Source organism: Cystobacter fuscus DSM 2262, from assembly GCF_000335475.2.
Classification (GTDB): Bacteria; Myxococcota; Myxococcia; order Myxococcales; family Myxococcaceae; genus Cystobacter; species Cystobacter fuscus.
Genome location: NZ_ANAH02000001.1, coordinates 681077 through 692979 on the forward strand (window position 1 = coordinate 681077; position 11903 = coordinate 692979).

At 68.0% G+C, this 11903-nt stretch carries 11 protein-coding genes; 3 read left to right on the forward strand and 8 right to left on the reverse strand.

Features of this window, described 5'->3' with window-relative positions:
- Nucleotides 1-21 precede the first annotated feature (21 nt).
- Nucleotides 22-480, reverse strand: coding sequence for an Hcp family type VI secretion system effector (locus D187_RS02610; RefSeq protein ID WP_002623038.1), 459 nt, complete (start codon nt 478-480; stop codon nt 22-24).
- Nucleotides 481-653: 173 nt separating this feature from the next.
- On the opposite strand from D187_RS02610, the gene D187_RS02615 reads away from it, so the two are divergent.
- The gene (locus D187_RS02615; protein WP_002623037.1) at nt 654-1154 is read left to right on the forward strand and encodes a hypothetical protein; all 501 of its coding nucleotides are present in this window, start codon (nt 654-656) and stop codon (nt 1152-1154) included.
- A gap of 105 nt (nt 1155-1259) precedes the next feature.
- Here the strand turns inward: D187_RS02615 and tssC are convergent, their stop codons facing one another.
- From tssC to tssK, 7 genes are all read right to left on the reverse strand, one after another.
- The gene (gene tssC / locus D187_RS02620; protein WP_002623036.1) at nt 1260-2756 is read right to left on the reverse strand and encodes a type VI secretion system contractile sheath large subunit; all 1497 of its coding nucleotides are present in this window, start codon (nt 2754-2756) and stop codon (nt 1260-1262) included.
- 45 nt (nt 2757-2801) lie between these two features.
- Complete coding sequence (gene tssB, locus D187_RS02625; RefSeq protein WP_002623035.1) at nt 2802-3311, reverse strand: type VI secretion system contractile sheath small subunit; 510 nt, start codon at nt 3309-3311, stop codon at nt 2802-2804.
- A gap of 85 nt (nt 3312-3396) precedes the next feature.
- Nucleotides 3397-3855, reverse strand: a complete 459-nt coding sequence (tssE, locus tag D187_RS02630; protein ID WP_002623034.1) for a type VI secretion system baseplate subunit TssE — start codon at nt 3853-3855, stop codon at nt 3397-3399.
- A gap of 28 nt (nt 3856-3883) precedes the next feature.
- Nucleotides 3884-4990 (reverse strand): type VI secretion system protein TssA, encoded by a 1107-nt coding sequence (gene tssA, locus D187_RS02635; protein ID WP_002623033.1) that lies wholly within the window; start codon nt 4988-4990, stop codon nt 3884-3886.
- A 2-nt stretch (nt 4991-4992) separates the two neighbouring features.
- Nucleotides 4993-6276 (reverse strand): type VI secretion system protein, encoded by a 1284-nt coding sequence (locus tag D187_RS02640; RefSeq protein WP_002623032.1) that lies wholly within the window; start codon nt 6274-6276, stop codon nt 4993-4995.
- The gene (locus D187_RS49335; protein ID WP_162159613.1) at nt 6273-6965 is read right to left on the reverse strand and encodes a DotU family type IV/VI secretion system protein; all 693 of its coding nucleotides are present in this window, start codon (nt 6963-6965) and stop codon (nt 6273-6275) included. Before D187_RS49335 ends, D187_RS02640 begins: the two co-directional genes overlap by 4 nt.
- Before the next feature lie 95 nt (nt 6966-7060).
- Nucleotides 7061-8377 (reverse strand): type VI secretion system baseplate subunit TssK, encoded by a 1317-nt coding sequence (tssK, locus tag D187_RS02650; RefSeq protein ID WP_002623030.1) that lies wholly within the window; start codon nt 8375-8377, stop codon nt 7061-7063.
- A gap of 230 nt (nt 8378-8607) precedes the next feature.
- Here tssK and D187_RS02655 point away from each other — a divergent pair, with 230 nt between their 5' ends.
- Both D187_RS02655 and D187_RS02660 read left to right on the forward strand, forming a co-directional pair.
- Nucleotides 8608-10677, forward strand: coding sequence for an extracellular catalytic domain type 1 short-chain-length polyhydroxyalkanoate depolymerase (locus tag D187_RS02655; RefSeq protein ID WP_002623029.1), 2070 nt, complete (start codon nt 8608-8610; stop codon nt 10675-10677).
- A 122-nt stretch (nt 10678-10799) separates the two neighbouring features.
- Complete coding sequence (locus D187_RS02660; protein ID WP_002623028.1) at nt 10800-11801, forward strand: carbon-nitrogen hydrolase family protein; 1002 nt, start codon at nt 10800-10802, stop codon at nt 11799-11801.
- Nucleotides 11802-11903 lie beyond the last annotated feature (102 nt).

Sequence of the window (11903 nt, forward strand, 5' to 3'; positions counted from 1 at the left end):
TGAACGTGTCTGTCTTCTGACTCAGGCCGACTTGTTGGTCTTGCGATCCCACTTCGTCGAGTTGCTGTCCCCTTCCTTCCAGGTGATGCTGGCGTAATCGAGCTTCACCGTTTCGACGGGGTCGCCCTTTCCCCCGGCCGAAACCGAGACACCGGTGACGACGACATCCGTCATCTCGTAGGTGAAGATCTTGCTGTCCTCGCTGCCAGCCACGGTGAGGGTGGCCGTGCCAACGCTCTCTCCCTTGCTGCAGGACAGGTAGAGATTGGGCGAGGCTTTATCCACCAACTTGGTGACGACGAGCTCTCCGTGGCTGGGCCGGCCCTGCCTCTTGACCTCACCATCGTTGGACCGCTCGTTGAGGCTCATGGGAAAGGAGATCTCGTAGCGGTAGGAGAGGACCTCGATCTGGCCCGTGTACGTCTGTACCTTCGAGCTGCCCTGCGCCTTGGCGATCTTGAGGTAGATACTTTCTGGCATGTCTGTCTATGCCTCGTGTGATGAGGGGGGGGTATTTCGCTCTCGGTTTGGGTGGAGATGGGCGCGGAGGAATGTGACAGGTGTCCGCGGTTTTTTCCGGCGCCCTCGTCACATCCTGGACCCGTCCCATCCAAGGCCAGGGTGGCTGAATTCAAAAAGAGATTGGAGACAGAATGCTCATCATCTGTACGAGGGACAACAGGGTTCGGAATTACCCCAACAGCGCGAACACCTGGGGCACGGTCGTCGCCATGAATAACGCGAACGGTCCACAGGCCGCGACGCAGGAGTTGCAGACGTTGATCGGTCAGCTCGGCCCGAACGAGCCCCTGTGCCTGTCAGCGCATGGCAATGACGAGGAGATCGGCGATGAACAGTCTGGAGGGAACAACTGGGGATGGTCGGTCAATGACATCGCGGGCATTTTGAGAAACTCTGCCCCGGCTGGGTACTCGGGTCCCATTCTCATCCATGCCTGCATGGAGAAGGTGGAGAACTTCACAGCTCGGCTGGCGCTGGCGCTCGAGGGGCAGAACGTCCTGAACGGTGTATGGATCTATGGCACCAACCGTGACATGGATTGTTCCGAGGGGTATCCACGCCCGACCAAACTGGATGACAACGCCGCGCTGCAGAGCACCCGGGTCGGTTCGCAGAGCACCCGGGGCAGTTGACACGTGCCGGCGGGGGTCTCTTAGCGGCCCCCGCCTCCTGCTTCACGCCGCGCCCCGGGAAGGCACGCGCTTCCCGTGCCATCCCGAAGCGTCTGGCTTTCCGGCCTACGTGGCCGCCTGGGGCAGATCGGACACCAGGCGAATGGAGGCAGTCAGTTCGTTGAGCTGGAAGTGGGGGCGGAGGAACACCACCGCGCGGTAGTTGCCAGGGTGACCCGGTACCTCGGTGACGTCCACCCGCGCCTCGCGCAGCGGCTGGCGGGCCTTGATGGAGAAGGACGCGTTCTCATTGATCTGCACGTACTGGCTGATCCACCGGTTGAGGTAGTCGGAGATCTCCTGCCGAGAGGCGAAACCGCCAATCTTGTCGCGCATGATGACCTTGAGGTAGTGCGCGAAGCGCGAGGCGGACAGGAGATAGGGAAGCTGGGAAGACAGCTCCGCGTTGGCGTTGGCCTGGGGCGTGTCGTAGCGGCGGGGCTTGTTGGCCGTCTGCGAACCGAAGAAGGCCGCGTAGTCGGTTCCCTTGCAATGACACAGGGTGATGAAGCCCAGGTCGCTCAATTCCTTCTCACGCCGGTCGGTGATGGCCACCTCGGTGGGGCATTTCTGGGCGATGTCTCCCTCGTCGGTGCGGAACGTATGGGTGGGCAGCCCCTGGACGATGCCACCTCCCTCCACCCCGCGGATGTTGGCGCACCACTGGTGCTGGGCGAAGGCGGAGGTGATGCGCAGGCCCAGGGCGTATGCCGCGTTGCCCCACAGATACTTGCGGTGATCGCGGCCATCCACGTCTTCCCGGTAGCCGAAGCCGTCCACGGGCACCGTGTCCTCACCATAGGGCAGCCGCGCCAGGATATGGGGCAGCACCAGCGCCACGTAGCGGGCGTCCTCCGAGTCCCGGAAGCTGCGCCAGCGGATGAGCTCGGTGCTCTCGAAGATGCGCGCCAGGTCTCTCGGGGCACCGATGTCCGTGAAGCTGTCCAGGTCGAACAGTGAGGGACTGGCCGCGGTGATGAAGGGTGCGTGGGCGGCGGCGGCCACGCGGGAGATGGACTCCAGCAGCGCCACGTCCCGCGGAACGCGGCCGAACTCATAGTCGCCGATGAGCACCCCATAGGGCTGTCCGCCGAAGGTGCCGTACTCCTCCTCGTAGACCTTCTTGAAGAGGGCGCTCTGGTCGAACTCGGGCGCCCGCTCCAGGTCATCCAGCAGCTCCTTCTTGGTGGCGTGCAGGACCCGCAGCTTCAGGTTCGTCCCTGTCTCGGTGCCATGGACCAGCATGTGCAGCCCCCGCCAGGAGGCCTCCAGCCGCTGGAAGGACTCGGTATGGAGCACCTCGTCGAGCTGCGCACCCAGCAGCTCGTCGATGCGGGCGATGCGCTGGTTGATGAGCGCGACCAGGTCCACGTCGCTCGGGATGGACTCGGTGGTGAGTGCCTGGTCCACGAGCTCGCTCACCAGCTCGCGGGCGCGGGGCTGCTGGCTGTCATCGCGCGCCAGCCTGCCCTCCTCGATGATGCGCGCCAGCAGTCCCTGCTCCGGCTCCGCCACCGCGGCCTGTACTCCCTGCGTCGCTTCTTGCGTTTCTTCCTCGAACATCTCTCTCTCCGTGTGGGATATGGGTGGATGGATGGGACCGGGTGCTCACGGCTCGCGCTTCGTCGCCAGCTCGGACTGGAGCGCCTGGAGCCGGGCCCTGTCGGCCAGCGAGGACCGCAGCACGTCCGCCAGCGCGTCATTGCCGTCCAGCTTGGCGATCAAGTCCACCAGCCGCTGGCGCGACTCCAGGAGCTTGCGCAGGGGCTCGATCTGCTCGACGAGCTGGCGAGGGTGGAAGGAGTCGATGCTCTTGAAGCGCAGCTCCACGGCCATGCGGCTGTCACCGTCACGGAGCTTGTCCGGCACGGACAGCCGCAGCAGAGGGCCGATAGCGGCCATGACATGGTCGAAGTTGTCGCGGTCGACCTCCACGAACTTGCGCTCCTTCAAGCGCGGGAGCTCCTTCTGCTGGCCAGCCAGGTCCGCGAGGACGCCAACCACCAGCGGAAGCTCCTTCTGCTCCACCGCGTCACCAATCTCCACGTCATAGGTGATCTGCACTCGCGGCGGCCGGACCCGGTCCAGGACGTGCTGGATACTTTCCTTTGCAGGCATGTCTTTCCTTCCTCTTGGCTATGTCTGGTTTTTGCTACGCACTGCGAGGATGGAGAGGGACGCGGAGAGATGTGATAGGCGTTGACTACTCGTCCACCTCCACCAGCCTTCCGCTCCGGTCCAGCCGCAGAGGAAGGGAGATGGGTTCGGTGATGGGGCCCTGCACCAGCCGGGCGGTGATCACCGCGATGGGGGAGCCTTCCTCCTCGGGAGGAAGCTGAACGGAGACCTGGAGTTGTCGCAGGCGCGGCTCATAGGCCTCCACCGCGCGGGCGATGAGCCGCTCCAGGAGCCGGGCATCCGCGGCGCTCGGGCCGAGAGGCCGCAGGTCCGGCAACCCGTAGTCCAGGGCCGAGCGCTCGTGCGGCTCGAGCGAGCTGGCCTGCTCCAGGGAGAGCGTGCAGCGGGTGTTCAGCGCGTGGGCCACCTCTCGCTTCACCGAGGCGAGCAATTCCTGCTCATCCATCCATGGGAAGCTCTCCACGTCCACCAGCCGGTCCAGCAGCGGTGCCGGGAATCCGTGTGTCTGCCTGTTCCATGACATGTCATTGCCTCACGAGGAGGGGTAGGCCTCACTGCTTCTCCGGCTTCATGCCGAGCAGGGACTGGATGGTTTCCAGGTTGGAGGAATCGGGGACGAGCTCCGCGAGGAGCTGGTGGAGTGGCATCTGGCCCCAGCTCACGGCGCGTTTGACCAGGTAGGCGACGGGACTGTGGGGCTCGGTGCGCCGCAGGTAGTCGGAGGCGAGGGTCAGGAGCTGGTACGCCTCCTCCCGGCTGCGGATGGCGCGCGGCGGCCGCCCGGTGCCCGAAGCCGCCGCGAGGGCCTCCGTGTCGGGCAGGGCCCCGGTCATTTCTCCAGGCTCCTCCCGCGAGGAATCCGCGCGCAGCGTGGCGGCCAGCGCCTGGATGTCACCGAGGACGGAGCGGGTGCGGTGGAGCACCGCGCTGGTGCGTCCCAGCCGCGAGTCGAGCGACTGCTCCAGCGCGTTGCTGGCCTCGAGCGCGGCGGCCACCTGCCGTGCGAGCGCGTCGACGGCGGAGGTGGGCATCTGGGCGGCGGTCCCCAGGAAGACGTCTCGAGTCAATGGACTGCTCGTGGCTTCGTTGGCGTTCGCTTCTCCCTCGGCCGGCGCCTCCTCGCGGGTACCCCGTTGTTTCTCGTGGTGGAGGATCCGCTGCCAGTCCGCGAAGTCATGACTCACGGCGCCGGGGGCTCGAGTCTTGACGAACGGCACCCTGGCGAGGACGAGGGGAAGCTTGTCGTCGAGCCACGCCAGGGGAGCGAGCCGGGCCTCTTCGTCACCTTCCTCGAGAGCGGGCCAGAGCGAGTCCCAGAAGCGCTCGACCAGCGCGGTGGTCAGCCGCAGTCCCCGCTCCACGCCCGGGAAGCCATGCTGTATCCCCCAGGCCTCGGTGAGCCAGGCGGCGAGCTGCAGGTCCTTTGATTCGTGTGCCAGAGCCTGTTGGCAGAGCTCGGCCACCTGGGCCCAGTTGGCGCGCTTGAGGGAGGTCTGCCAGACCCCCTGGGGCAGCGTGGGGTCATCCTCGCGGCGTGCCTCACGGATCTGATCGTAGAGCGGCTCGTAGCGCAGGCTGCGTCCCGAGGGCGCGTCGGGGGAGATCGGCCGCAGGAGCGGCTCGAGGTCCGGCGGAGCGGCGGAGAGCATGTCGTCCATGGCTAGGGGCTCGGGGAGGAAGGTGGGGGCGGAGGGTCGTCATCGAAGGGGGAGTCGCCCGCCCGGGTGGATTGGGGCGGAGGGGCATCGTCGAAGACGGTGGGCTGGGCCGGCCTGGGTGCCGGGCGGCGCCGGGCGGGAGCCTCCTTCCTCGGAGGAGGCGCCTCGGGCGGCGGTTCCGCCACCGGTTCCGCCACCGGTTCCACCACCGCCACCGGAGGCGGGACGGGAGGTTGCTCGCGGCCTCGCGCTCCCTTCCACAGCACGCCCAGGAAGAGCACCGCGAGCAGCACGCTGACGGCGAGCGCGCCCTGGAGCAGGCCGATGCCTCTCCGGTTGATGCGCGCGGCCTCTGCGTCCGGGCTGGCCAGTCCGCTCTCGGGGAAGGCCTTGCGCTCCAGCAGGTGGGTGATGAAGGCCGGCGAGCGCGGACTTCCTCCGGGACCCGTGGCGCCTTCCGCCTCGGGGTCCCCGCAGAAGTAGAGGCCGCGCAGCAGCGAGGGCTGGGTGAAGACGGAGGACTGGAAGAGGACGTCGAGCAGCCGCCGCACGGGCCCGGCCAGCGCACGCAACTCGGACGGGAAGAGGAATGCGGACTCCCGGTCCGGTTGCTTGCCGCGCCCGTCCGCGAGCAGCTCGAGCTGGAGTCCACACAACTCCCGGTGGATGACCTGGAAGGCCTCGTCCACCCAGGCGGGGGTGTAGGGCTCCTGGGGGGAGTACGGGCTGGACCACCCGAGCATCTCGTCCCGCCTGCGTGGCGGCAGCGACCGGCAGAAGGCGGTGAAGCCGGGGATGACGTCCGAGCGGGTGATGACGACGAAGACGGGCACGCGCACGCCCAGCTCGCGGCGCAGGGCCCGCAGTCCCTGGAAGAGGCCCTGGGCCATGCGCTCCAATCCGACGTCATCCAAGGCCTTGGGCCCGGTGAGGTGCGTGGCGGACACAGTCAGCATCAGCCCGTCGATGGGCCGCTGGCCGCGGACGCGTTTCAAGCGCTGGAGGACGGCCCGCCACTCCTCCGTGGGCTGTTCCGTCATGCCGGGCATGTCGAGCACGACGCCCTGATCGAAGAGCCAGACGCCCCAGCCGCCCGCCTCCATCTCCCCGCGGGTGGGCGAGCCGTAGGGTCGGCGAAGGTTGGCACCCGCGGCCAGCGAGGTGCGTCCCGAGCCGGGCTCTCCCACCATCATCAACCAGGGCACCTGGTAGCGCCGCTCCCGGTGCCGCCCGGTGGCGCCCAGCCGGTGAAGTGCCGTGTGGAGGGTCGAGGAAGGGTCGCTCATGGCCGGGTCTCCAGGTGAGAGGGAGTGATGACGGCGGGGGGAGTGGGAGGAGAGGGCCGCAGGAGGACGAGGCTGGTGGAGAGGGTGCTCACGAGCACGGCGGCGATGGCGGCACCCCAGGGCCAGCGGCGCGCGAAGCGACGATCCATCCGCTCGTCCCGGGTGTGGGCGTAGGCATCGTCCACCAGGCGGCGGGCGATGGTGTCCGGCTCCGCAGGCCGCTGGAAGACGAACAGGAAGAGCTGGCGTTGCAGATCCTGGAGCAGGGTCCCGGCCCCGAGTCCCCGGTAGCGGCCCTCGAAGCCGAGCGAGAGCGCCATCAGGTACACGAGGGCGAGTTCGGCGTGCGCTGGGTTGCGCTCGCGCAACAGCCGCTCCACGTCCGCGAAGATGCGGTCCCCGGCCTCGTGGGTGCCGAAGAGCTCGTCCTCCAGCAGGTTCGCCTGCCAGGCCTCGCGGCCGTACCAGGACGTGTGGACGAGCAGCTCATCGGCGAAGGAGGTGAGCACGTAGCGGCACTCCTCGAGGTCGCGCTCGAGGAGCGAGCCACGCGGGGTGCCCTCGGTACTGGTCTGCTGTTGGATGCGCTCGAGCAGCCGCCGCCAGATCTCCTCGACGGTGGGGCCCGGCGGGTCCTTCGCGGCGAAGCGGCTGGGGAGGGAGAGGGCCTGGAGCTGCTGGCGGAGCATGAGGAGCTCCGCGAAGAGGACGCGTGCCCTCTCGAGCAGGGGGGAGCCTCCGAGCATTTCGGAATCGGTGGGAAGGGCTGGATGTCGCATGGGAGTCAGGTGTCGTTGCGGATGAGAAGGAAGACCTCGGCGGGGGCATGCACCTCGCCCGGCTCGAGGAGGTTCTCCAGGAGAAGCCGCTCATGGGGGCGGATGAAGGTGGAGCTGGACTCCAGGGAGAACAGGAGCGAGCCGGAGCGGGGCACCAGGCCCGGGCGGCTGTCGATGAGCTCGCGGCGGGCCCCGAGCGTGCGCGTCTCGCGCATCACCCGGTGGCGGCTCTCCGAGCCGATGCGGCAGCCCGCCATCCATCCCAGCACCTGCTGGCGGGTGGTCCCGGGCCGGCCGCGCACCTCGAGCACCAGCTCCCGGTCCATCCATTTCGGGAGGAAGTGCGTGGTGAAGCCGCCCCCCTCGGACTGGAGCTGGACGCGGGTGTAGGCCTCGGAGACGCCTTGCTCCAGTGTGCTCTCGATGAAGGAGAAGACCGCCTGGAAGGAGAGCCAGGGCTCCAGGTGCTCGTAGGCGGGGAAGGCGGGAGGGATCTTGCCCTCGCCCAGGGGAGCAAGGTGGCCGGCCAGCGTGCACAGCGCCAGGTAGAGGCCGAAGGGATGGGGCATGCCCGAGCGCAGCATGGCCTCGAAGGCGGGGAGCCCGGCGACGAGCCAGCGCAGCAGTTGCTGACTCTCGGCGTGCTGCGTGGGCTCGGCGGTCCGGGCGCGCAGCTCCTCCACCACACTGGCGGCCTTCTGCCGGATGCGCAGGGTCAGCCGATCGCACCGCTCTCCGAGTGGAGAGTCGAAGGGCACCGCCAGCAGGGGTGGAAGATATTCCTCCACGAGGAAGGATTCATGGTCGCGGCGCAACTCGAGCAACGGGAGCGCGCTATAGCCGGCGGGGGGAGGGCCCGCGAACAGCTCGAGTCGTGGTTGGAGCTGGGCGATGCGCAGAGGCATGTCGCCGGTGCTCTCGTCGGCGAGCGGCTCGCTCGTGGTGGAGATGAAGCGGCTGGGGCCAGGGCCGCCTCCCGGCCCGGAGGCCACGGCCACATGCAGGCGCACCGGGCGTTGCCAGTCCACACCGTGCGGACTTCCGAGCGCGAGTTGCAGCTCGCTTCCCCTACCCGCCTGGTGGGAGACGATGAGCCCATCGGGGAGAATGGCCTCCAGCTCCAGCACCCGGAGCGTGCCCGCGAGCAACAGCGAGCGATCGTACTGGAATTGGCTCACGCCCCAGTGGAAGGGCATGGACAGGCCGAGATGGAGCTGGAGGAGCGCCTCGTAGCGGCGGTCCTGTTGTTGGAAGTGCTGAGGGGCGAGCAGCATTCCCTCGTGCCACTGCACGGCGGCGGGAAGATCGTGTGCGCGAGACATGAATGTATCCATTGGGGTCACTCGCAGTGAGTGGCGCCCATCGTGAGCGATGGAGATGGAAGCGGCAGGTTGTGACGGGTCGTGCCCGGCCCCTCGGCGTCCCCGAGCCGACTCACGGGGGATTGCGCGCCGCGCCATCCGGACAAAGAACCGTCAAATCGTCAAAACACGTCAGAACTGAAAGGGTCGATCATGATAAAATATTGCCTCCCCTACCCCAGGATCTCTCCATGTCGAAGCGGCTATTCGCAGGCGCCCCCCATGCACTTCTCACCCTGTCGTTGCTTGGCTGCGGAGGCGAGCCCCCGCCCGCGGAGGAGACACCCGTGGGGCAGGTGAACAGCGCGTTGACGCAGGTGACGAGCTTCGGCAGCAACCCCGGCAACCTGAAGATGTGGAAGCACGTGCCCGCCGACATGCCCGCCAACGCGCCCCTGGTGGTGGCCATGCACGGCTGTACCCAGACGGCCGCGGCCTACACCAACGCCGGCTGGAACGCCCTGGCCGATCAGCTCAAGTTCTACGTGATCTATCCCGAGCAACAGAGCGCCAACAACCAGAACGCCTGCTTCAACTGGTTCGAGCCGGGAGACATCGCGCGGGGCTCGGGCGAGGCGCTCTCCATCAAGCAGATGGTGGACAAGATGAAGGCGGACGTCTCCATTGATCCGAGCCGCGTCTTCGTCACCGGCCTGTCGGCGGGCGCGGCGATGTCGCACGTCATGGCCGCCACCTACCCGGACGTCTTCTCGGGGGCCGCCATCATGGCGGGCATTCCCTACAAGTGCGCCACCACGATGACCGACGCCTTCTCCTGCATGAGCCCGGGCGTGGGCAAGACACCGGACCAGTGGGCGAGCCTGGTGCGCGGCGCCTACTCCGGCTACACCGGCGCCTACCCGAAGATCTCCCTCTGGCACGGCACCTCCGACTACACCGTGAAGAACACCAACCAGGTGGAGGCCCTGGAGCAGTGGACGGCGGTGCACGGCATCGACATGACGGCGGACGTCTCGGACACGGTCGCCACCTACCCCCACAAGGTCTACAAGAACAGCGCGGGCAAGGCCCTCGTGGAGACGTATGACCTGACCGGCATGGGGCACGGCACCGCCATCGATCCGGCCACCCGGTTCCCCGGTACCTCCGTCGCGTGCGGCACCGCGGGCGCCTACATCCTGGACACCAACATCTGCTCCACGCTGGAGGTGGCGAAGTTCTTCGGGCTCGACAACTCCGACACGACCGCCCCCACGGTCAGCCTCTCCTCGCCCGCCAACGGCGCCACCGTGAGCGGCACGGTGACGCTGAGCGCCCAGGCCTCGGACAACGTGGGCATCACCGAGGTGGCGTTCCTCATCGACGGCGCCGTGGTGGGCACCGACTCCACCCCTCCCTTCACCTTCGCGTGGAACGCCACCGCCGCGGCCAACGGCATCCACACCCTGGCGGCCCGGGCCTCCGATGCCGCGAGCAATGCCACCACGTCCAGTTCCATCACCGTCACCGTCACCGGCGGCGTCTCCGACACCACCGCGCCAAGCGTGGCCCTCACCTCTCCGGCCGCCAATGCCACCCTGGCCGGCACCGTCTCCCTCACCGCCACCGCCACCGACAACGTGGGCATCACCCGGGTGGAGTTCCTCGTGGACGGCGCCGTGGTGGGCGTGGGCACGGCCTCGGGTAGCACCTACTCCTCCTCGTGGAACACCACCACGGCCACCCCTGGCGCCCACACCGTGCGCGTCCGGGCCTCCGATGCCTCGGGCAACACCACCACCTCCGCCGCCATCACCGTCACCGTGGACCAGAACTCGGCGCGCTTCACCGAGACCTTCTCCACCAACGGCCCCGACAAGACGGGCTGGACCCTGACCGAGTGGGCCCTGGACACCAGCGATCAGACGGGAGTGAGCGGGAGCAAATCCATCCTCGGCTCCGCCACGCCCTCCTTCAACACCGTCACCCGCACCGCCAGCGTCACCGTGGCCCTGTCCAGCGCTCCCACGCTCACCTACTGGCGCAAGCTGGATCTCTCCGGGGCCAATACCCTGGCATCGGTGTCCTTCAAGGTCGTCGTCAACGCCGGCAGTGACGTGGTGGTGGACTCCGTCACCAAGGGCCTCGGCACCGTCACCGAGTCCACCTGGACGCAGCGCGCCAATATCGATCTGTCCGCCTACGCCAACCGCACCGTCACCCTGAAGTTCATCGTCTCGGCCACGGACACCGCCTCCACGGTCAGCCGCGCCAGGGCCTGGGTGGACGGCATCTCGATCTCGCGAGCTGGCACGCAGTGATTCGGCTCCACCTGTCGCCTCCCTTCGCCGCCTGAGCTCGAGCACCGAAGGGAGGACCTGTCGGAGCAACCCTCTGCCCCGGGGGCTTCGCGGACACCGGGCCGCCGTCTATCCTCGGCGGCATGTCGAACTCCCCGCAGGTCCGTGTCGCCGTCGTCCAGGCGGCTCCCGTGCTCTTCAATCTCGAGGGAACGCTCGAGCGCGTCGCCTCGTGGACCGCCCGCGCCGCCAACACCGGCGCGCGCCTCGTGCTCTTCCCGGAAGCGTTCATCCCGGCCTATCCCCGCGGACTCGGCTTCGGCTTCATCGTGGGCAGCCGGAGCGATGCCGGCCGCCGACTCTGGCAGCTCTACAACGAGCAGTCCGTGGAGCTCCCCGGTCCGGCCATCGAGCGCCTCGGAGGCATCGCCCGCGCGCACGGCGTCTTCCTTTCCATCGGCGTCATCGAGCGGGATCGCCTCACGCGCGGCACGCTCTACTGCACGCAGCTCTACTTCGGGCCCGAGGGCGCGCTGCTCGCCAAACACCGCAAGCTCAAGCCCACCGGCTCCGAGCGCCTCATCTGGGGCGAGGGCGATGGCAGCACGCTCTCGACGGTGGACACGCCCTTCGGCCGCATCGGTGGGCTCATCTGCTGGGAGAACTACATGCCGCTCGCGCGGGCGGCCATGTACGCCAAGGGCGTCGACATCTACCTCGCCCCGACCGCGGACAGCCGCGACACGTGGCAGGCCACCATGCGCCACATCGGCAACGAGGGCCGGTGCTTCGTGCTCGGGTGCAACCAGTTCGTCACCCGCGACATGTACCCGCCCGAGGTCCTCCGCGAAGAGGCCCTCCCCGCCGAGACCCCGCACATCATGTCCCGGGGCGGCAGCGTCATCATCTCCCCGTTCGGTGAGGTACTCGCGGGCCCGCTCTGGGGCGAGGAGGGCGTGCTGACGGCCGACCTGGACCTCGGGATGCTGACGCGGGCGCGGCTCGACTTCGACCCCTGTGGCCACTACGGCCGACCCGACATCTTCCGCCTGGAGGTGGACGAGCGCGAGCGGCCCGGTGCGACGTTCCTCCGGCAGGAGGCTCCCGGGGACGCGGTCTCCCCCCTGCCCGCGCGCAGCAGATAGAGAGTGGATATCCGCCACCGTAAATACAACACCGCCCGGAGTGGGTCCGTGACGGCACTCCTCGAGGGAGATACCTGCGTCAAATAACAGTCGTGGGCTGGT

What these genes read in the sequence shown, in the direction of transcription:
- D187_RS02610 (WP_002623038.1), bottom strand. Translation starts at nt 480, where the DNA reads ATGCCAGAAAGTATCTACCTCAAGATCGCCAAGGCGCAGGGCAGCTCG.
- D187_RS02615 (WP_002623037.1), top strand. Translation starts at nt 654, where the DNA reads ATGCTCATCATCTGTACGAGGGACAACAGGGTTCGGAATTACCCCAAC.
- tssC (WP_002623036.1), bottom strand. Translation starts at nt 2,756, where the DNA reads ATGTTCGAGGAAGAAACGCAAGAAGCGACGCAGGGAGTACAGGCCGCG.
- tssB (WP_002623035.1), bottom strand. Translation starts at nt 3,311, where the DNA reads ATGCCTGCAAAGGAAAGTATCCAGCACGTCCTGGACCGGGTCCGGCCG.
- tssE (WP_002623034.1), bottom strand. Translation starts at nt 3,855, where the DNA reads ATGTCATGGAACAGGCAGACACACGGATTCCCGGCACCGCTGCTGGAC.
- tssA (WP_002623033.1), bottom strand. Translation starts at nt 4,990, where the DNA reads ATGGACGACATGCTCTCCGCCGCTCCGCCGGACCTCGAGCCGCTCCTG.
- D187_RS02640 (WP_002623032.1), bottom strand. Translation starts at nt 6,276, where the DNA reads ATGAGCGACCCTTCCTCGACCCTCCACACGGCACTTCACCGGCTGGGC.
- D187_RS49335 (WP_162159613.1), bottom strand. Translation starts at nt 6,965, where the DNA reads ATGCTCCGCCAGCAGCTCCAGGCCCTCTCCCTCCCCAGCCGCTTCGCC.
- tssK (WP_002623030.1), bottom strand. Translation starts at nt 8,377, where the DNA reads ATGTCTCGCGCACACGATCTTCCCGCCGCCGTGCAGTGGCACGAGGGA.
- D187_RS02655 (WP_002623029.1), top strand. Translation starts at nt 8,608, where the DNA reads ATGTCGAAGCGGCTATTCGCAGGCGCCCCCCATGCACTTCTCACCCTG.
- D187_RS02660 (WP_002623028.1), top strand. Translation starts at nt 10,800, where the DNA reads ATGTCGAACTCCCCGCAGGTCCGTGTCGCCGTCGTCCAGGCGGCTCCC.